A 19,968-nucleotide genomic window follows, 5' to 3' on the forward strand; every position below is an offset into this window, starting at 1 on the left:
GGCCGCGGGGGCCGGGGCGCCGAACAGCGTAGATCAGCCCCGGCGGGCCGCGCTGAGCCGCAGGGTGACCAGCTCGAACGGGCGCAGCGCGAGGCGCACCGCGCCGTCCTCGACCGCCACCTCGCCGCGGGTGCCGTCCCAGGGCCGCTCCAGCAGGTCGCAGGGGACGGCGCCGGCCAGCGGGTAGGAGGTGGTCAGCCGGCCCCGGGCGCGGCCGCCGCCGGCCTCGTAGACCCGGACGATCAGGTCCCCGCTGCGGTCGTCGGCGAGCTTGACGGCGCTCACCACCAGGGCGTCGTTGTCCAGCTCCACCAGCGGGGCGACCCGCTCGGCGCTGCCGGTGACCGTCCGCTCGGGCAGGCCGATCCGGTAGCCCTCGCGGACCGCGTCGCCGATCGCCGCGCCCGGCACCAGGGCGTGCCGGAAGCGGTGCAGGCCCTGGTCGGTCTTCGGGTCGGGGAAGCGCGGGGCGCGCAGCAGCGAGAAGCGGACCGTGGTGGTCGTCCCGCCGTCGTCGGGGCGCACGGTGCGGGTGACGTCGTGGCCGTAGGTGGAGGCGGTGACCAGGGCGACGCCCCAGCCGGGCTCGTCGAGGTGGACGAAGCGGTGGTTGCAGGCCTCGAACTTGGCCGCGTCCCAGCTGGTGTTGGTGTGGGTGGGCCGGTAGAGGTGGCCGAACTGGGTCTCGGCGGCGTAGCGCTCGGTGTGGACGTCCAGCGGGAACGCGGCCTTGAGGAACTTCTCGGTCTCGTGCCAGTCGACCTCGGTGTCGATGTCCACCCGCTGCTCGCCGGCCGGCAGGGTGAGGGTCTGGACGACGGTGGAGGAGCCGAAGGAGCGGGCGATCCGCACCGAGGCCCCGGCGGGGGACGACGCGGCGGTGAGCGAGTCCACGCCGGTCAGGTCGGTGACGGTGTTGCGGTAGAACTGGTCGACGTCCCAGGCGTCCCACATGTTGGGGAAGTCGGGGTGCAGTTGGAGCAGGTTGGCCCGGCTGCCGGGGGCGACGGTCTCCCGGCCGGTCGCGGTCTCGACCACCGAGGCGATCAGGCCGTCCGCGTCCACGACGACCTCCAGCAGGCCGTTGCGCAGCGTGAGGCCGCCCCCGGGGCGCTCGACCGCCTCGCAGGTGCCGTCCGGCAGGCCGACCGCGGCGGCCCCGCCGGCCGGCACCGTCGAGCGGCCGTGCGGCGCCGAGTTGAACACCAGCTCCCGCCCGCCGGCGGCCGCCCCGGCCAGCGCCTGCTGGGCCGCGCCGATCAGCGCCTCCAGCTCCCCGGCCAGCGCCGCGTACGTCGCCTCGGCCTCGCGGTGCACCCAGGCGATGGACGAGCCGGGCAGGATGTCGTGGAACTGGTGCAGCAGCACCGTCTTCCAGATCCGGTCCAGCTGCTCGTACGGGTACTCCGCGCCGGTGCGCAACGCGGCGGTGGCGGACCAGAGTTCGGCCTCGCGCAGCAGGTTCTCGCTGCGCCGGTTGCCCTGCTTGGTCTTCGCCTGGCTGGTCAGGGTGGCGCGGTGCAGCTCCAGGTAGAGCTCGCCGACCCAGACCGGCGGGTTCGGGTACTCGGCCTCGGCCTTGGCGAAGAACTCGGCGGGCTTCTCCCAGCGGACGGTGGCCGAGCCCTCCAGGTCCTTCATCCGGGCCGCCTTGGCGACCATCTCGCGGGTGGTACCGCCGCCGCCGTCGCCCCAGCCGGTCGGGGCGAGCGAGTGCCGGGCGACGCCCTTGTCCTTGAAGTTCTTCGCCGCGTGGGCGATCTCGCTGCCCTTCATCGAGCAGTTGTAGGTGTCCACGGGCGGGAAGTGGGTGAAGATCCTGGTCCCGTCGATGCCCTCCCAGAGGAAGGTGTGGTGCGGGAACTTGTTGATCTGGCTCCACGAGATCTTCTGCGTCAGCAGCCACTTGGAGCCGGCGTTGCGGATGATCTGGGGCAGGCCGCCGGTGAAGCCGAAGGTGTCCGGCAGCCAGGCCTCGTGGTTCTCCACCCCGAACTCGTCCAGGAAGAACCGCTTGCCGTGCACGAACTGCCGGGCCATCGCCTCCGAGCTCGGCATGTTGGTGTCGGACTCCACCCACATGCCGCCGGCCGGGACGAAGCGGCCCTCGGCGACGGCCTTGCGGACCCTGGCGTACACCTCGGGGCGGTGCTCCTTGATCCAGGCGAACTGCTGGGCCTGGGACATGGTGTAGAGGAAGTCCGGCTCGTCCTCCAGCAGCGCCGTCATGTTGGCGGTGGTGCGGGCCACCTTGCGGACGGTCTCGCGCAGCGGCCACAGCCAGGCCGAGTCGATGTGCGCGTGGCCGATCGCGCTGATCCGGTGCGCGGACGGCACGGCGGGCGCGGCCAGCACACCGGCCAGCTCCGAACGGGCCGCCGCCGCCGTGCCGTTGACGTCCTGGAGGTCGACGGCGTCGAGCGCCCGCTCGACCGCGCGCAGGACGTCCCAGCGGCGGGCGCCCTCCACCGGCAGCTCGGCCATCAGCTCGCCGAGCACCTCCAGGTCCAGCACCAGCTGCCAGACCGTCTCGTCGAAGACCGCCAGGTCCATCCGGGTCAGCTTGTACTGCGGCTGGTCGCCGGCCGTCTCCTTGTCGCCCAACTCGGTGGGCAGGAAGGGGTGGTAGTCCAGGATGACCGGGTTGGAGGCGGCCTCGACGTGCAGCAGCACCTGCTCGCCGCCGGCTGCCGGGGCGGCGATCCGCACCCACTGGTTCTGCGGGTTGAGGCCCTTCACCGGGGAGCCGTCCGGGCGGTAGACCAGGCCCTCGCACTGGAAGCCGGGCATGTTGGCGTCGAAGCCGAGGTCGATCAGCGCCTCGACGGTGCGCCCGGCCCACTCCCGCGGCACGGTGCCGGTCACGGTGATCCAGCTGGTGCCCCAGGGCGCTCCCCAGGCGTCGCCGACCGCGATCGGGGTGCGCGGGGCGGCCAGGCCCTCGGCGACCGGGACGGGCTCGCCGGGAGCCGTCCAGACGCCGACCTCCAGCGGGACGGACTCGGGGTAGACGGCCGGGCGGATGCGCTCGTCCAGGACGCGCTTGAGGCGGGACTCGACCAGGGTGCGGTCATCGTGCATGTCAGCGGGCTCCGTTGCGTGGCTGAGGGGAAACGGACTGGCTAGAGGGACGGTACGTCGGAGGGGTGGACCACCTCGGTGATGCCGCGCGCGGCGAGGTGCTCGCGGTCCTCGGCGCGCTCGGCGAGCACCGTGGTCGGGCGGGCGCCCTCCTCGGCGAGGCGCATGAACGCCTCGTACACCGGGCCGCCGGGGCCGCAGACCGAGCGCCGGGGCGAGAGGGCCTCGTCGCCGGTGGCGACCACCACGGCGGTGCTGCGCGGCTTCGGCGGCTGCCAGGAGCGGCGGGCCTCGGCGGCGGCCTCGGCGAGCCGGGCGCCGGCCGGCTTGACCGTCCGGTCGGTGGTCAACAGGCCGAGGCTGTACTCCAGTTCGGGGAAGTCGGCGAGCGAGCGGTCCACGTCGTGCGAGCACCACCAGGTCACGCCCCACAGGTCCGGGCAGTCCAGCACGGCCTCCACGGTGGCGCCGGTGAAGCGCGCCGCGTCCTGCGGGGTGATGTGCGGGGCGGGCGCGCCGACCTCCTGCAGCCAGACCGGGCGGGCCGGGTCGTCCGCCCAGGCCTTGGACAGCTCGACCAGGTAGGCGGCGTGCTGCGCGGTGGCGGTGGAGTGGGCGCCGTAGCGCTGGGCGGTGCCGTTGAACACCCAGGAGTGCACGGCGGTCGCGGCGCCGATCCGGGCCGAGTGCCAGGGGGTGAACGGGTGCTCGTCCAGGTACCAGGCCGCGTCGTACGAGGCGTGCAGGTGCAGCCGGCCGGGGGCGCCCTGCTCGCAGGCGTCGAGCATCCGGCGCAGCCAGGCCTCCGCCTCGGCGGGGGTGGCCCGGTCCGGGTCGGGGTGCGGGGCGCCGGAGAACTGGTTGATCTCGTTGCCGAGCGTCATCCCGAGGAAGTTGGGCCGCTCGCTCAGGGCGTCGGCGAGGGTGCGCAGGTAGGCGGCCTGGCCGTCGAGCACCTCGGGGTCGGTGAAGATGTTGCGGCGGTGCCAGGTCTGCGTCCAGGACGGGAGGAAGTCGAAGCTGGACAGGTGGCCCTGCAGGCCGTCCACCGCGACGTCGAGACCGCGCTCGCCGGCCGCGTCCACCAGGGCCGTCAGCTGCTCGACGGCGCGCGGGCGGATCAGGGTGCGGTTGGGCTGGAAGACCGGCCAGAGCGGGAAGACCCGCACGTGGTCCAGGCCGAGGGCGGCGATGGAGTCGAAGTCGGCGCGTACGGCGTCGAGGTCGAAGTCGAGCCAGTGGTGGAACCAGCCGGCGCTGGGCGTGTAGTTGACGCCGAAGCGGGGGGCGGTGGTCATCGGGGTCATCGGAGGGCTTCCTCAACGGGTGTGGGGCGTACGGACGGTGGGTCGTCACCGGCGGGGGCGGTCCCCGGTCGGGCTTATCCCTTGACGGCTCCTTCCTCGACGCCCTTGAAGAAGAAGCGCTGGCAGACGCCGAACACCACGACGATCGGCAGGAAGGCGATCATGGTGCCGGCCGCGATCAGCCGGGGGTTGGCGGCGAAGGTGCCGTTGAGGTACTGGAGCCCGACGGTGAGGGTGTACTTCTGCGGGTCGTTGAGCACGATCAGCGGCCACAGGAAGTCGTCCCAGGCGCCGATGAAGGTGAAGATCACGATCACGCTGAGCATGCCGCGCACGTTCGGCAGGCCGATGTGCCACAGCCGCTGCCAGACGTTGGCGCCGTCCACCAGCGCGGCCTGGTCCAACTCGGCCGGGACGGCGGCGAAGGCGGTGCGCATCAGCAGCACGTTGAGCATCGCGATCGAGCCGGGCAGCGCGACGCCGGCCAGGGTGTCGGCCAGGCCGAGTCCGCGCACCAGCACGTACTGGGAGACGATGGTGACCTCGCCGGGCAGGATCAGGGTGGCGAGGAAGAGGCCGAGGACGAGCTTGGCGCCGCGGAAGCGCAGCCGGGCGAGCGCGTAGCCGGCCAGCGTGCAGCCGACCACGTTGCCGGTGATGCAGACCACGGCGACGATCACCGAGTTGAGCGCGTAGGTCCACACCGGGATGACCTCGGCGACCTTGCCGTAGTTGCCCAGGGTGGGCTGGTCGGGCAGGAAGCTCGGGGTGCGGGTGTAGACGTCCTCGGCGGGGCCCTTGAGGGAGGTCGACAGCTGCCACAGGAAGGGGCCGATGACCAGCAGCAGGACCAGCACCAGGAGCAGGTAGCGGGCGGCGGTCTGCGCGGTGGAGGGGGTGTTGAAGCTCCGGGAGCGCCTGGCGGGGCCGGTGGGCCTGGCGGCCTTGGCGGCCTTGGCGGGCTCGGCGGGGGTGTCGGGGGACTGGGGCGTGCGGACGGTGGTCATGGGGGGTCAGGCCGCCTTCCGGTTCAGCCGCATCAGGAACAGCATCGGGCCGAGGGTGACGACGAACAGCAGCAGGCTGAGCGCCGAGGCGTAGCCCAGGTGCCCGTTGAAGCCGCGGCTGTACATCTGGATCAGCATCACCACCGACATGTCCCGGCCGCCGGGGCCGCCGAGGCCGTTGGAGAGCACGTACAGCTCGGAGAAGACGCGCAGCGAGCTCACCGAGATCAGCGCCGAGATCAGGATCATGGTCGGGCGCACCCCGGGCAGGGTGACGTGCCAGAACCGGTGCAGCGGTCCGGCGCCGTCCACGGCCGCCGCCTCGTGCAGCTCGCGCGGGACGTTGGCGAGCGCGGACAGGTAGATGACCATGTAGTAGCCGAGGCCCTTCCAGACGGTCAGGGCGATCGCGCTGAACAGCAGCAGCCAGCGGTCGGTCAGGAAGGCGACCGGGGAGTCGGCCAGCCCGGTCTGCTGCAGCAGGCCGTTGGCCAGGCCCCGCTCGTCCAGCACCCAGCCCCAGATCAGCGCCACCACGACGGCGGAGGCGATCACCGGGGTGTAGAAGGCGGTGCGGAAGAAGGTGATGCCGGGGATCTTGCGCTGCACCAGCAGGGCGAGCAGCAGCGGCAGGACGGTCAGCAGCGGCAGGCAGACCAGCATGAACACGATGCTGTTGACCAGGGCGTCGGCGAGCTGGTCGTCGTCCAGCAGCCGGCCGTAGTTCTCCAGGCCGGTGAACTGCCCGCCGCCCAGGGGCTTGGCGTTGGTGAAGGACAGGATCACCGTGTTGACGGCCGGCCAGAGGTTGAAGACGGCGAGCCAGACTATCGCGGGCCCGGCGAGCAGCCAGGGGGTGAACCAACGCCGGTGGGTCATGCCGTTGCCTTCCTGGGGCCTGGGGGTGGTGCGGGTGATTCCCGGGGAGCGGCGGGCGCGGGGGGAGGCCCGCCGCTTCACCGGTACTTCGCCGGTACGTCTCCGGTGCCGCGCCGGAACGTCTCTGGTACGTCGCTGGTACGTCTCCGGTGCTTCGCCGGTGCGGGGTGGGGTACCGCGGGGCTGGTGCCGGGGCGGCGTCGGATCAGCCCTTGAGCAGCTTGTTGCACTGCTCGACGGCGGTGTCCAGCGCCTGCTTGGAGCTGGTGTCGCCGCTGATGGCCAGCGCGAACTGCTGCTTGATGATGGTGCCCATCGCGTCGTCCACCTCGACCGGCTGGATCAGCTTGGCCTTGGCGAGCGAGGCGAAGGCCGTCACCTTGGCGTCGCCCGCGTTGGTGCCGTCGCTCTTGCTGAAGAACGGGTCGTTCGCGGAGGCCTTGGTGGACGGGAACACGCTGGTCAGGTGGGCGAAGGCGGCCTGGTTCTCGGGGCTGGTCACCCAGCGGGCGAGGGCCACCGCGGCGGCCGGGTTCTTGGTGTTCTTCGGGATGGACAGGCCCTGGACGTACAGCGGCGGGGTGGCCATCGCGGGGGAGGAGACGACCTTCGGGGCGAGGGTCGGGTTGTCGGTGGCGAGGCTGGTGATGTAGTTGCCGCCGCCGGTGGTCCAGGCCACCGTGCCGGAGCTGAAGAGCTTGGAGTTGCCGGCGTAGGTGTCGGTGAGCACCCCGTTCGGCATCAGGCCCTCCTTGAAGGCGTCGCGGTACTTGTCGAGCAGCGCGGCGGCCTCGGGGGTGTTGAAGGTGAAGGACTTGCCGTCGTCGGACATGATCTTCACGCCGATGTTGTACAGGTCCCCGATGCCCGGCTTGCGGCTCATCAGGTAGGTCTGGCCGCCGGACTTCTCCTTCATCGTCCGGGCCTGGGCGATCAGCTCGTCCAGACTGGCCGGGGGCTTCTGCGGGTCCAGGCCGTTCTTCGTCAGGAGCTCGGAACTCCAGTAGTTCACATCGGTGTTGAGGTACCAGGGGTAGCCGAAGGTGCCCTGGTAGCCGTTGAACCGGTAGGCGTCCACGCCGCCGGGGACGTACTCCTCGGCGAGCTTGGGGTCGGCCTTGGCGATGTCCAGCAGGACGTCCTTCTTCGCCAGCGGGAAGGCGAAGTCCGGCGGGAGGTTGACCACGTCGGGCAGGCTGCCGGCGGCGGCCTGGCTGAGCACCTTGTCGGAGTAGCCCTCACCGGGCTGGTCGAGCCACTCGACCTCGACGCCGGGGTACTTCTTCTTGAAGCCGTCGAGCACGCCCTGCATGTAGTCGGTGAACTTCGGCTTGAGCGACCAGGTCTGGATCGAGACCTTGCCCTTGACCTCGCCGGTGGCGGCCGCACTCGCCACCGCGTCGCTGTCCTTGGTGTCGCCGGAGCCGAGTCCGCAGCCGGTGAGCGCGGCGGTGGCGAGCGCGGTCGTGGTCAGTGCCGCCCAGATTCTTCGCATGAGGGTCTCCCGGTCCTGGGGGTGGGTGGGGGATCGTGCCGAGCTCGGGGGTTGTGTCGGATTCCGCAACCTGACTAACTAAACCGGTCTAGCTATGCCAGGGACTATGCTCCCGCCTAAACTTGGATGTCAAGAGAGGAGTCGGGTTCTGTGGGCAGACCGACGATCGCCGACATCGCCCGCCAGGCCGGTGTCTCCAAGGGCGCGGTGTCCTTCGCGCTCAACGGCCGGCCGGGCGTCAGCGAGGCGACCAGGGCCCGGATCCTGCGGGTCGCCGAGGAGATGAACTGGCGCCCGCACAGCGCCGCGCGGGCCCTCGGCGGAGCCAGGTCCGACGCCGTCGGCCTGGTGATCGCCCGGCCGGCCCGGACCATCGGCGTCGAGCCGTTCTTCAGCCAACTGCTGTCCGGGCTCCAGGCGGTGCTCTCGGCCAGCTCGATCGCGCTGCACCTGATGGTGGTGGAGGACACCGCCGCCGAGATCGAGGTCTACCGGGGCTGGGCCTCCGAGCACCGGGTCGACGGCTTCATCGTGGTCGACCTCCAGGTCAGGGACCCGAGGCTGCCGGTGCTGGACGAACTCGGGCTGCCCGCCGTGGTGCTGGGCGGGCCCGGCAAGGGCGGCAACCAGCTGCGGATCTGGGCTGACGACCGGGAGGCGATGCTCTCGATCGTCGACTACCTGGCCGCCATCGGCCACCGGCGGATCGCCCACCTCGCCGGGCTGCCGCACTTCCAGCACACCCAGCGGCGGATCCGCGCGCTGCGCGACGCCTCGCGCCGGCTCGGGCTGGAGGAGGCGGTGTCGGTGCCCACCGACTTCAGCGACGCCGAGGGCGCGGCGGCCACCCGGACGCTGCTGTCCCGGGCCGGGCGGCCCACCGCGATCGTCTACGACAGCGACGTGATGGCCGTCGCCGGGCTCGGCGTGGCCGGGGAGATGGGGGTCGCGGTGCCCGGCGAGCTGTCCATCGTCTCCTTCGACGACTCGGTGCTCGCCCGGATCGTGCACCCGCCGCTGACCGCGCTCAGCCGGGACACCTTCGCGCTCGGCGAGCAGGTCGCGCGCAGCCTGCTGGAGGCGCTGGACGGGGCCGGGGCGGGGCGGGACCTCCGGATGCCCACGCCGCGGCTGACCGTACGGGAGTCCACCTCGCCGCCCGGCGCGCCCGGGACTTCCCCCTCCGGAGTGGTTGTCGCGCGCATCGTTGACAGCGGTTCTGAACCGGTTTAGCCTCGCAGCGCCGAGCGGCAGCCGCTCGGTCCGCTCCGCCGCACCCCGTCCGGCCCCCGCTGCCCGTCCCGCCGCCCGTCCCGCTCCCCGCGCCGCCGCTCCGGTGCGCCGGGGGCCCGGCGGCGGCGCGACCCCCACCCGATCCACCACCGGCACCACACGCTCCAGCACCGGCACGCCCGCATGCAGCCGGGCCCCCGTCCGCGACGGCGGGCCCGCCCCCACCCTCCTCCGCTCGATCGGAGCCACCGCATGTCACGACGCCTCCCCCTGCTGCTCAGCGCCGTCCTCGCGACGGCCGCCCTGACCGCCACCCCCGCCGCCTGGGCCGACCCGGTACCGGCCGCGCTGCCGGGCGCCGGGCCGGCCGCGGCACCCGCCGCCACCGCCGGCCAGGGCAGCCAGCCCTTCGCCTCGTACTGGTACCCCAACAGCATCCTGAACTGGGACCCGGCCACCGACCCGGACGCCCGCTTCAACCGCTCCCGCGTCCCGCTCCAGCCGCGCACCAGCGACCCGGCGCTGCGGGCCAACCCCAACGCCCGGACCGGCGAAGGGAAGATCGCTTCCCTGGTCTCCTTCGGCCCCACCTCCAACAACCCCTCGCAGGGCTCCGCCGACCCCAACTACTACGCCTTCGGCTACTGGCAGTACGTCGACAAGCTGGTGTTCTGGGGCGGCTCGGCCGGCGAGGGCCTGATCCTCGCCCCCAACCCGACCGTGATCGACGCCGCCCACCGCAACGGCGTCAAGGTCTACGGCACGGTCTTCTTCCCGCCCGGCGCGTACGGCGGACAGCTCCAGTGGGTGCGCGACTTCGTCCAGAAGTCCGGCAGCCGCTACCCCGTCGCCGACAAGCTCGTCCAGGCCGCGCAGTACTACGGCTTCGACGGCTGGTTCATCAACCAGGAGACCGGCGGCGGCGATTCGGCCCTGGCGGGCGAGCTGCGCAACCTGATGCAGTACACCAAGGCGCAGAGCGGTACCGAGTTCATGTGGTACGACGCGATGACCACCTCCGGCGGGGTGAACTGGCAGAACGCCCTCACCTCCGCCAACTCGCCCTTCCTGCAAGATGGTTCGAAGCGCACCTCGGATTCGATGTTCCTGAACTTCGACTGGTCGGCGAGCGGCCTCAACTCCTCCCGGGCGCTGGCCCGGCAGCTCGGCCGCAGCGAGTACGACCTCTACTCCGGCATCGACACCGAGGCCAACGGCTACAACACCGGCGTGAACTGGTCCGCCCTCTTCCCGTCCGGGCAGCCGCACACCACCTCGCTCGGCCTCTACCGCCCCGAGTGGACCTGGAAGTCCGCCACCGACCGCGCCGACTTCTACGCCAAGGACGCCCGCTACTGGGTCGGCGCCAACAACGACCCGTCCCGGACCGACCTCTCGGCGAGCTGGCCCGGCCTGGCCGGCTACGTCGCCGAATCCTCGCCGATCACCGCCAAGCCGTTCGTCACCACCTTCGACACCGGGCAGGGCGACTTCTACAACGCGGCCGGCACTCGGGTCGCCACCGGCGGCTGGAACAACCTCTCGCTCCAGGACGTCCCGCCCACCTACCGCTGGATGGTCGACTCGACCGGCAGCAGGCTCACCCCGTCCGTCGACTTCGGCGACGCCTACCAGGGCGGTTCCTCCCTGCGGTTGAGCGGAAAGCTCGACGCCGCCAACACCGTACGGCTGTACCAGACCAAGCTGCCCGTCGCCGCGAACACCAGGCTGGACCTGGTGGTCAAGACCCCGGCCGCCGGGCCCACGAAGCTCAAGGCCGCGGTGTCGTTCACGGACTCCCCGAGCAGCTTCACCACGGTCGACGTCGGCGTCAACGCCGGCACCGGCTGGGAGCGGCACACCCTCGACCTCTCCCCGTACGCGGGCCGCACCATCGCCCAGATCGCCCTGCGGGTCGAGGGGTCCGACCCCTCGTACGACCTCCGGGTCGGTCAACTCGCCGTCTACGACGGCTCGGTGGAGACCCCGGCGGCACCGGCCGGACTCACCGTGCTCGGCGCGAGCGACGTGACCGCCGGCTCCAGCCAGTCGCTGCGGCTGTCCTGGACGGCGGCGCCCGGCGGCAACGTGCACCACTACGAGGTGTACCGCCGCAACGCGGACGGCAGCCGCAGCTTCCTCGGCGCCACGCCCAACGACGCGTACTTCGTCGGGCGGCTCGACCGGGCGGGCGGCGAGAACACCACCACGCTGGACGTCGAGGCGGTGTCCACCACCTACGGGCGCTCCACCGCCGCGTCCACGACCGTCGGTTGGAACGGCACCCCGCCGACCTCCACCAACCTGGCGCTCAACCGCCCGGCCACCGCCTCCGGCCAGTGCAACGCCAACGAGGGCCCGGCCAAGGCCGTCAACGGCAGCGTCAGCGGCGGGACCGGGGACAAGTGGTGCGCGCTGACCTCCGCCAAGTGGCTGGAGGTGGACCTCGGTTCGGCGAAGCAGCTGTCGAAGTTCGTGGTCAAGCACGCGGCGGCGGGCGGCGAGAGCGCCTCGTACAACACCCGCGACTTCGCCATCCAGGTCCGCTCGGGCGCCAACGACCCCTGGACGACCGTCGCCGACGTCACCGGCAACACGGCCGGCACCACCACCCACCCGGTGGACACCGCCGCCCGCTACGTCCGGCTGGTGGTCAACACGCCGACCCAGAACGGTGATCCGGCCGCCCGCGTCTACGAGTTCGAGGCCTGGGGCGCGTAGCCCCGCTGTCCCGCGCTGTCCCGCTGTCCCGTGCGCCCCGCGCCGCCCTGTTCGAGGAAAGGAAGCACCCCCGTGCCGGTCACCATCACCGCCGTCGAGAGCACCGATCTGTTCGTCGGCCCCGAGGACGCCCCGCGCCAAGTGCTGCGGGTCACGCTGGAGGGCCCGGCCGCCCGGATCACCGTCAGCGGCCCGGGTGTCCGCGGCGAGGCGACCGGCACGGGCCTGGTCGAGGTCCCGCTGGAGATCGGCGGGGCCTCGCCCGGCGACCGACTCCCGGTCACCGTCCGGGCCTCGGACGCCACCGCCGAATCCGTGTCGGACGCCACCGCCGAATCCGTGGTCGAGGTCGCCGAGCCCGGCTGGACGATGTTCCTGGTCTCGCACTTCCACTACGACCCGGTCTGGTGGAACACCCAGGCCGCCTACACCTCCCCGTGGGAACTGCTCTCCGCCGACGCCACCACCCGGCCGCTGTGGGAGCGCAACGGCTTCGCCCTCGTCGACGCGCACCTGGACCTCGCCCTGCGGGACCCGGTGTACAAGTTCGTGCTCGCCGAAGTCGACTACCTGAAGCCGTACTTCGACCAGCACCCGGAGCGCCGCGAGACCCTTCGGCAGCTGCTGGAACGCGGCCAGGTCGAACTCGTCGGCGGCACCTACAACGAGCCGAACACCAACCTCACCGGCGCCGAGACCACCATCCGCAACATCGTCTACGGCATCGGCTACCAGCGCGACATCCTCGGCGGCGACCCCCGGACCGCCTGGCAGCTCGACGTGTTCGGGCACGACCCGCAGTTCCCCGGCCACCTCGCCGCGGCCGGCCTCACCGGCAGCGCCTGGGCGCGCGGCCCCTTCCACCAGTGGGGCCCGATCCAGAAGAACTTCCGCGAGGCCAAGGACGACGCCCGGGTGATGCAGTTCCCGAGCGAGTTCGAGTGGATCGCCCCCGGCGGGGACGGCGTGCTCACCCACTACATGCCGCACCACTACTCGGCCGGCTGGTGGATGGACTCCTCCCCGGACCTCGCCACCGCCGAACAGGCCGTCTACGAGCTGTACCGCAAGCTCAAGCCCGTGGGCGCGACGAAGAACCTGCTGCTGCCGGTGGGCACGGACTACACCCCGCCGAACAAGTGGGTCACCGAGATCCACCGCTCCTGGGCAGCCAAGTACCTCTGGCCCCGGTTCGTCTGCGCCACCCCCCGCGACTTCCTCGACGCCGTCCGCGCCGAGCTGGCGGCCACCGGCCGGCGGCCCAGCCCGCAGACCCGCGACATGAACCCGGTGTACACCGGCAAGGACGTCTCGTACATCGACACCAAGCAGGCCCAACGGGCCGGCGAGGTCGCGGCCGTGGACGCCGAGAAGCTCGCCACGCTCGCCTCCGTGCACGGCCTCGGCCGCTACCCGGCCGCGGCGCTCGACAAGGTCTGGCGCCAACTCGCCTACGGCGCCCACCACGACGCGATCACCGGCTCCGAGTCCGACCAGGTGTACCTGGACCTGCTCGGCGGCTGGCGGGAGGCGTACGACCTGGCCTCCGGCGTCCGGGACGCGGCGCTGGACTCGCTGACCGCGCGGATCTCCACGGCGGGCGCGGGGCAGGCCGTCGTGGTCGCCAACACGCTCTCCTTCGACCGGACCGACCTGGTGAGTGTCGAACTCCCCTCCGGCAGCGAGTCGGTGAGGGTGCTGGACGACGCCGGCTCGCCCGTTCCCAGCGCCGTCGACCGGGGCACCCTGCGCTTCCTCGCCGCGGACGTGCCCGCGCTCGGCTGGCGCACCTGGCGACTGGTGGAGGGGGAGGCGGAGCAGCCGTGGACGCCGGCCCCGGGCGTGACGATCGGCAACGGCCGGTACCGGGTGACCGCCGACCCGGCGCGCGGCGGCGGCCTCTGCTCGGTTCAGGACCTCCTGCATGACCGGGAGTTGATCCAGGACGGCCGGATCGGCAACGAGCTGCGCGTGTACGAGGAGTACCCGCAGCACCCCGACTTCGGCGAGGGCCCCTGGCACCTGGTGCCCAGCGGGCCGGTGACCGGCTCCGGGGGAGCCGACGCCGCCGTCCGCCGGGAGACCGGGCCGCTCGGCGAGCGCCTGCTGATCGACGGCACGGTCGACGGCGTCCGGTACGAGCAGACCGTCACCCTGTGGCGCGGCCTCGACCGGGTGGACTGCCGCACCCGGGTGGTGGACTACTCCGGCGCCGACCGGCTGTTGCGGCTGCGCTTCCCGGTGGACGTCCCCGGCGGCCTGCCGGTCAGCGAGGTCGCGGGCGCGGTCGTCGGACGCGGCTTCGCGATGCCGGACGTGGACTCGGCGGAGGCGCCGTGGACCCTGGACAACCCGGCCAACACCTGGTTCGGCCTCGGCGCCACCGCGCGGGCCGAACTGACCGACAGCACGGGGACGGTGACCGGTTCGCGCGCCCTCGGCGTGGCCGAGGTCGTCGTCCCCACCCTGGACGACGCCGCCGACGCCCGCCCCCTGGTGGTCGCGCTGGCACGGGTCGGAGTCACCGCCACCACCTCGGGCGCCGACTGGGCGCGGTACGGCTGGCTGGACGTGGACTCCAACCTGCCGGACTTCCGCATCGTGGTCGGCTCGCCGGACCTCAACCCGGTGGCACGGGAGTTGATCGACCTGGCGGGCGAGGAGTACGCGGCCGCCCTGAAGACGCACGGCGCGGTCTGGGTACCGGCGGCGATCCCGCTCACCGAGGTCTGGCGCCCGGACGCCGACCTGCGCGACCTGCGCGCACTGCCGGCACTGATCGTCTCCGACCCCTCCGCCCTGGTCGACGACCTGGCCGACGCCCGGATCACCGCCGTCTGCCCGTCCGCCGTCCAGGACCAACTCGCCGACCACACCGTGGCATTGCTGAGCTTCGGCCTGCCCGGCTTCGCCGTCGACACCACCGGCGCGCTGCACCTGTCGCTGATGCGCTCCTGCACCGGCTGGCCCTCCGGCGTCTGGATCGACCCGCCCCGGCGCACCCTGCCCGACGGCGCCTCCTTCCAACTCCAGCACTGGACGCACGAGTTCAGCTACGCACTGGTCGGAGGCGACGGCGACTGGCGGGACCAGACACTGCCCGCCCAGGGCCAGGAGTTCAACCACCCGCTGTACGCCCGGATCGCCCCCGCCCAGGAAGGCCCGCTGCCGGCCACCCTCTCCTGGCTGCGGGTCGAACCCCAGCGCGAGGTGCTGCTCGGCACCCTCAAGCCGACCGGCAACCCGATCGCGCACGGCTCCGCCGCGCCGCTCGGCAGCGAACTCACCGTCCGGCTGGTCGAGTCGACCGGCCTCGGCCGGACGGCGAAGCTCACCGGCGCACTCGGCCTGGACGACGTGCGCGCCGCCGACCTGCTGGAACGCCCGCGCGCCGCCGGCGGCCCCGCCCTCGACCTCGCCGGCTCGCAGATCGCCACCCTGCTCGCCTCCCCGGCCGTCACAGCCCCGGCGGGCGAGGCGGGCCTCGGTCCGGTGGCGGAGACGGCCCAGCCCGTCCACGCCCGCTACTGGCTGCACAACCGGGGCCCGGCACCGCTCGGCTACCTCCCGGTGTCCGTCGGCGCCTCGCCCGGACTGCTGCGGACGGCGGGGGAGCCGGTGACGCTCTCGGTCGCCCTCTCCTCCCAGCTGCGGGACGCGGCCGTCGAGGGCACAGCCGTCGTGCTCCCGCCCGAGGGCTGGACCACGAGCCTCGGCAGCCGCCCGTACCGGCTCGCACCCGACGGCCACCTGCGCTTCCCGGTGACCCTCACCCCGCCGGCCGACGCCGAGCCCGGGCTGCACTTCGCCGCCGTCCGGATCGAGCACGACGGCCAGCAGATCGAGGACGTGGTCACGATCGCCGTCGGCGACCTGCCCGACCTGCTGCCCGTCCCCGGCGACACCCCCGAGGACTGGACGATCGCCCAGGGCACCAAGGCGACCAGCGGCCGCGACACCGGCCTGGACGTCGAGGTCTCCACCGAGACCCTGCACGTCGTCCCCGGCAGCCGTACCGCCCTCTCCCTCACCCTCACCAACCGCACCCGCGGCGAGATCCGGGGCGAGCTGCAACTGGTCTCCCCCTGGGGCACCTGGGACGTCATCGCCGACCCCGTCCGCGGCTTCACCGTCCCGGCCGGCAGCTCGTCGGTGGTCGAATTCGCCGTCTCCGTCGCCGAATCCACCGACCCGGGCTCGTACTGGGCCCTGGCGAAGGTCATGTGGTTCGGCCGCTGCCAGTACGCCCCGACCGTCGCCCTGGTGGTGGAAGCATGACCCTCGGCCTCCTCGACGGTCGCCCCCTCCCACGTGCGGCCCTCGACCACCGCCTCGCCGCCCTCCGGAACGGCCCGCGCGCCACCGCCCTGCCACAACCGGGCAGTTCGGAGGACCGCCAGCTGACTCGCTGGGTCGCGCAGGTCTTGTTGACCGAAGCCCTCTGCGAGGCAGTCGCCGCCGAACGCGACCTGCCCGTCGACACCTCCGGCCCCGCCCGCCTCGACCAACAGGCCGCCGTCGAACTCGGCTCCATCACAGCGGCCGCCTACGAGGGCAGCGCCGCCGTCCGCGCCGTCTACGACGCCGTGACGGCCGACATCGACCCGTCACCCGAGGACATCGCCCACTACCGCACGATGACCACCCGCCCGGCGGCCGAGAGTTGGCACCTCGCTCTCCCCGACGGCGAGTTGGACGCCGACCCCACCACCCTCCCCGTCGCCCTAGCCGAGGCCCTCCGCACAGCCCCACCCGGCGCATGGGTCACCGCCGGCCCCTGGACGGCAGCCCTCCTAGCCACCCACACCACCCAGGGGGGTATGGACCCCACCTCCACCCTCCGCGCCGCCGCCCGCCGAGCAGCATTCGTCCGCTGGCTCGACCACGAACGCGCCCAACGCATCACCCTGGTCGAGGGATTGGAACACCCAGGCGACCCCGCCCAACCCGACAACCACCACCGCCACTGAGGTCCGCGGTCATTCCCGCCGTGCTCGCCCCGAGCACGGCGGGCATGGCTGTGCGGACCGGCCGGTCAGCGCAGAGTGCGGACCATGACGGCAAAGAGCGGAGCGTCTTCGAACGGACGGTGCTCGCCGACCTTCTCGTACGCCCAGCGCTCGTACATGGCCTGGACACGAGGGTGGGTCACGTCGACATAGAGAACGGCCAGCGCCTCGTCCCGTCCGGACAACAGCGCCTCGTGCGTCTGCTCGGCAATTCCCAGCTTCCGCCAGTCGGGGCGCACCATGACCTCGGAGACGGCGAACGTCGACGCGTCGGCGGGCGGCGGCATGTGCTGACGCCACCACTCGCGGCCGTCCTCCTGCGGCGCACCGTAGGAATAGCCGACCGGCTCGTCGCCGTCGTAGGCCATGACGCAGCTGTAACCGGGCCGGGACGTCCAGTGCTTGGCGAACCACGGGAAGCGCTGGACGAAGGGGTTGTCGGCCTGGTCCCGGTAGGCATCCGCGTGGACGTCGATGAGCAACTGCGCATGGCCGGAGGGAAGACCGCCGGCCTCGTAGCGGCGGAGGGCTATCGTCACTGGGATTCTCCCTGGGCGTGGAATCGGTCGGCCCACTCTCGCTTAGCCGCCGAGATCGTTGCCAGGGCACGTCGTCGGGCTGCGGCCTGAACTTCGCTCTCAGCCCGTCGCGTTCGCGCGTTTTGCGAGCTTCACCAGCTCCGACGGGGCGTTTCGGCCCGCGATGACGACGAGTTCATGGATCGTCTCCCGGGCTGCCGCGTGGCTGCGGACGCTCTCCGGGGCCACTTCCTCGGCCCGGAGGAGACAGTCCAAGGCCTCGCCGAGGTGGCGTCGTTGGGCGTGTGCCCGCCCCAGGTCGATCAGGAGTCGCGATCTGCGTTCGGGCGACAGCTGTTCGGCATCGATCTGCCGACCCAGGTCCAGGGCTTCGCCGGCGTCGCCGAGATCGACCGCTGTCGAGACGGCCTGTACCTCCACATTGGTAGGGCCGAACTCCAGGTTGAAGTCGTTGCGGTCCTCGCCGAGTTGAGCTGCGACCGCGCGGGCGTTCGCCAGTTCCGTCCGGGCCCGCTCGCGTTGGCCGGCGCGAGCTGCGGTCAACGCGAGGACCAGGTGCAGCGAACCGAGGACCGATAGTGCTTCGGGGTGTGGCGGGTTGGCTGACGTGATGTGCTCGGTGAGGACGGCCACGGCGCTCGTGGCCGCGTGTTCGGCCTGATCCAGCCGACGAAGTCGGACGAAGGCGTGGGCCAGCCGGTAGATGCCCGCGAACACATGGAGCGGATGTGCGGACTGCTCGGCGGCACGGATGGCCCGATCGGCGGCGACCCAGGCCGCATCGGGCTCGTCCTGGCGCACGAAGGCCGCAGCCATCGCCTGGTACGCCTGGCTCAGCAGGAGATGGATGGCGGGGCGGGATTCACTTGGTGCGGTCCGCGCTGCCCGCTCCAACTTCGGCAGAGTGCCGACGATGGCCGTGCTCAGTTCGGCGAACCGCGCAGCGTGTGTCAGGTCCCAGAGCTCATCCACGGCGGCGGTCAATTGCTCGGCATCGACACGTTCGACCTGCGGGCGGGTCCTGAGCAGGCTGTCCAGCGCGGGATGACCGGAGAGCGACAGGCGAGCCATGTCGAGGTCGTTGGGCTGGTCCGGTTCGGGCCGTGACGCGGAAGCTGGTGGAGGGGCGTCAGGCCGCAGGGTCTGGACCGAGACGCCGAGCCCGTCCGCAAGGAGCTGGAGTACATCGAGCCGGACTACGGGTTGAACGCCACGTTCGACCTGGGACACCCAGCTGGCGGTGCGGTTGATGACGGCGGCGAGTTGATCCTGCCGCAAGCCACGGCTCTTGCGAAGTTGGGCGACCCGGGCTCCGAACGCCCGCCGCTCCTCCGGACTCACCGGGAGGCCTGGTCCGGAGAGGAGCCCTTGCCTGAGATCTCCTCGAGGAACGTGACGTCGAAGGAGGCGAGGTACTGGGCGCGTTCGGCGAGAAAGGCCTGGACGTGCGGCTGTCGCTCGTGCTCCTCGAAGGCCTCGCGGTCCGCATACAGCTCGTAGAAGACGCGGACGGTGGGCTCCTCCGGTACGGCGTGGTTGACGTACACGAGAGTGCCGGGCTCCTTGGTGCGGATGCCCTCAAGTGCCTTCTCTGCCAATCGGTCGAAGGCACGAGCGGCTTCCGCGCTGTGGGCGACGAAGCGGACGACAAGACCGAATCCCATGGTGACGACTCCCCTTCCGACGTTGGCTGAGTCTTGCATGACTAGGCGAAGCTCTGCGAGTAGTAGTTTTCCTTGACTCGCAGTTTTTCTGCGACTACGGTCGGTGTTGCAACCATGACGGAGGGTGCTGTTGGCGGCCTCGCTTACGCATGCCGACAGCCATGCCGCCCACGAGGTGGAGCAGAACCCCGCCATGTCGATCGCTCATATCCGGTGATGGAGGAGCAATGGAGTGGAAGACGATTGTCAGCCCGCTCAAGACCGCTCGGTTTCCGGTGCCCCTGGGGTGGGATGTCCCGCCGGACAGCGCGGCCGTGCCGTCGGCGCGGAGGCTGGTGATGGACGTCGTCCGCTTCTGGGATGTGCCGCTCTCCGGGGAAGCACTGCAAGAGCTGGAGCTCTGTGCGAGCGAGGTGATCGCGAACGCGATGGAGCACTCGAAGGCACGCTGCACGGTGACCGTTCGCCGCGCGGGCGAGCGGCTGCGTGTTGAGGTCGCGGATTCCAACCCGGCGTTCGAACGCGGTGGAGCGGACCCGGAAGCGACCAGCGGACGTGGGCTGATCCTCGTCGAGGCGCTGGCTCATGCGTGGGGCTGGCATCCGGTGGCAGGGGTGGGCAAGGTCGTGTGGTTCGACTTCCTGGAATCCCACGAGGCGCGGTGCCCCACGTACGGGTGGGGCACCGCGCGCAACCTCTGCGCGCAGAGCTTGGTGGCGTGAGCCGTCCCGCTGAGAGTGATCTCGTCGTAGGTGAAGTGGTACGACTGCTTCCTCTATGGCGGCAAGGGCCCGGCCCGGGATCGGCGGCGGTCGCCCGTAGCTGTTCGGGGGTGCTCAGCACCCGTATCGCCGAGCTGACCGAGGCCGGGCTGCTCGCCCCGCACGACGACGCCTACCGGCTCACGCCGCTCGGCGCCGACCTCGTCACCGCCCTCGGCCCGCTCACCGCCTGGAGCCACCGTTGGGCCGCCGAAACGGAGCCGCCCGGCGGTCAGTTCGCACGCGTATCGCTCCAGGGCGGTGCTCACCAC

General features: G+C 71.9%; 14 protein-coding genes. 6 read left to right on the forward strand and 8 right to left on the reverse strand.

The annotated features are described in order from the left end of the window. Nucleotides 1-33 precede the first annotated feature (33 nt). The 5 genes from ACFU7Z_RS15780 to ACFU7Z_RS15800 all read right to left on the reverse strand — a co-directional run bounded on the left by ACFU7Z_RS15780 (nt 34) and on the right by ACFU7Z_RS15800 (nt 7,769). Entirely contained in the window at nt 34-3,081 is a 3,048-nt protein-coding gene (locus ACFU7Z_RS15780) for an alpha-mannosidase (RefSeq protein WP_380777848.1), read from the reverse strand. A gap of 41 nt (nt 3,082-3,122) precedes the next feature. After that, nucleotides 3,123-4,379 (reverse strand): glycosyl hydrolase, encoded by a 1,257-nt coding sequence (locus ACFU7Z_RS15785; protein ID WP_117491474.1) that lies wholly within the window; start codon nt 4,377-4,379, stop codon nt 3,123-3,125. Nucleotides 4,380-4,462: 83 nt separating this feature from the next. Next, the gene (locus ACFU7Z_RS15790; RefSeq protein WP_380777849.1) at nt 4,463-5,395 is read right to left on the reverse strand and encodes a carbohydrate ABC transporter permease; all 933 of its coding nucleotides are present in this window, start codon (nt 5,393-5,395) and stop codon (nt 4,463-4,465) included. Between the two features lie 6 nt (nt 5,396-5,401). Then, the gene (locus ACFU7Z_RS15795) at nt 5,402-6,274 is read right to left on the reverse strand and encodes a carbohydrate ABC transporter permease (protein WP_074005259.1); all 873 of its coding nucleotides are present in this window, start codon (nt 6,272-6,274) and stop codon (nt 5,402-5,404) included. Nucleotides 6,275-6,479: 205 nt separating this feature from the next. Then, nucleotides 6,480-7,769: an ABC transporter substrate-binding protein gene (locus ACFU7Z_RS15800; protein WP_380777850.1), complete on the reverse strand. Its 1,290-nt coding sequence runs from the start codon at nt 7,767-7,769 to the stop codon at nt 6,480-6,482. Between the two features lie 150 nt (nt 7,770-7,919). Between ACFU7Z_RS15800 and ACFU7Z_RS15805 the strand changes: the two genes are divergently transcribed. The 4 genes from ACFU7Z_RS15805 (at nt 7,920) to ACFU7Z_RS15820 (ending at nt 16,693) form a co-directional block, all read left to right on the forward strand. Further along, a complete protein-coding gene (locus ACFU7Z_RS15805; RefSeq protein ID WP_380777851.1) occupies nt 7,920-9,002 on the forward strand; it encodes a LacI family DNA-binding transcriptional regulator in 1,083 nt (360 codons plus the stop codon). 252 nt (nt 9,003-9,254) lie between these two features. Continuing rightward, nucleotides 9,255-11,723, forward strand: a complete 2,469-nt coding sequence (locus ACFU7Z_RS15810) for a discoidin domain-containing protein (RefSeq protein ID WP_380777852.1) — start codon at nt 9,255-9,257, stop codon at nt 11,721-11,723. Nucleotides 11,724-11,795: 72 nt separating this feature from the next. Continuing rightward, complete coding sequence (locus tag ACFU7Z_RS15815) at nt 11,796-16,001, forward strand: NEW3 domain-containing protein (protein WP_380777853.1); 4,206 nt, start codon at nt 11,796-11,798, stop codon at nt 15,999-16,001. Continuing rightward, nucleotides 15,998-16,693: a hypothetical protein gene (locus ACFU7Z_RS15820; RefSeq protein ID WP_380777854.1), complete on the forward strand. Its 696-nt coding sequence runs from the start codon at nt 15,998-16,000 to the stop codon at nt 16,691-16,693. The genes ACFU7Z_RS15815 and ACFU7Z_RS15820 overlap by 4 nt, the downstream gene beginning before the upstream one ends. 65 nt (nt 16,694-16,758) lie before the next feature. Here the strand turns inward: ACFU7Z_RS15820 and ACFU7Z_RS15825 are convergent, their stop codons facing one another. The 3 genes from ACFU7Z_RS15825 to ACFU7Z_RS15835 form a co-directional block, all read right to left on the reverse strand. Continuing rightward, nucleotides 16,759-17,271: a GNAT family N-acetyltransferase gene (locus tag ACFU7Z_RS15825; RefSeq protein WP_380777855.1), complete on the reverse strand. Its 513-nt coding sequence runs from the start codon at nt 17,269-17,271 to the stop codon at nt 16,759-16,761. 99 nt (nt 17,272-17,370) lie between these two features. Then, nucleotides 17,371-18,612, reverse strand: coding sequence for a helix-turn-helix transcriptional regulator (locus tag ACFU7Z_RS15830; protein ID WP_074005263.1), 1,242 nt, complete (start codon nt 18,610-18,612; stop codon nt 17,371-17,373). After that, on the reverse strand, nt 18,609-18,935 hold the full coding sequence (locus ACFU7Z_RS15835) for a putative quinol monooxygenase (RefSeq protein ID WP_074005289.1): 327 nt from the start codon (nt 18,933-18,935) through the stop codon (nt 18,609-18,611). The genes ACFU7Z_RS15830 and ACFU7Z_RS15835 overlap by 4 nt, the downstream gene beginning before the upstream one ends. A 227-nt stretch (nt 18,936-19,162) precedes the next feature. Here ACFU7Z_RS15835 and ACFU7Z_RS15840 point away from each other — a divergent pair, with 227 nt between their 5' ends. Further along, nucleotides 19,163-19,657 (forward strand): ATP-binding protein, encoded by a 495-nt coding sequence (locus tag ACFU7Z_RS15840; RefSeq protein WP_181970497.1) that lies wholly within the window; start codon nt 19,163-19,165, stop codon nt 19,655-19,657. A gap of 110 nt (nt 19,658-19,767) precedes the next feature. Further along, on the forward strand, nt 19,768-19,968 hold a 201-nt coding region (locus ACFU7Z_RS15845), incomplete at its 3' end, for a winged helix-turn-helix transcriptional regulator (protein WP_380777856.1).

Source organism: Kitasatospora sp. NPDC057518, assembly GCF_042802075.1.
Lineage (GTDB): Bacteria > Actinomycetota > Actinomycetes > Streptomycetales > Streptomycetaceae > Kitasatospora.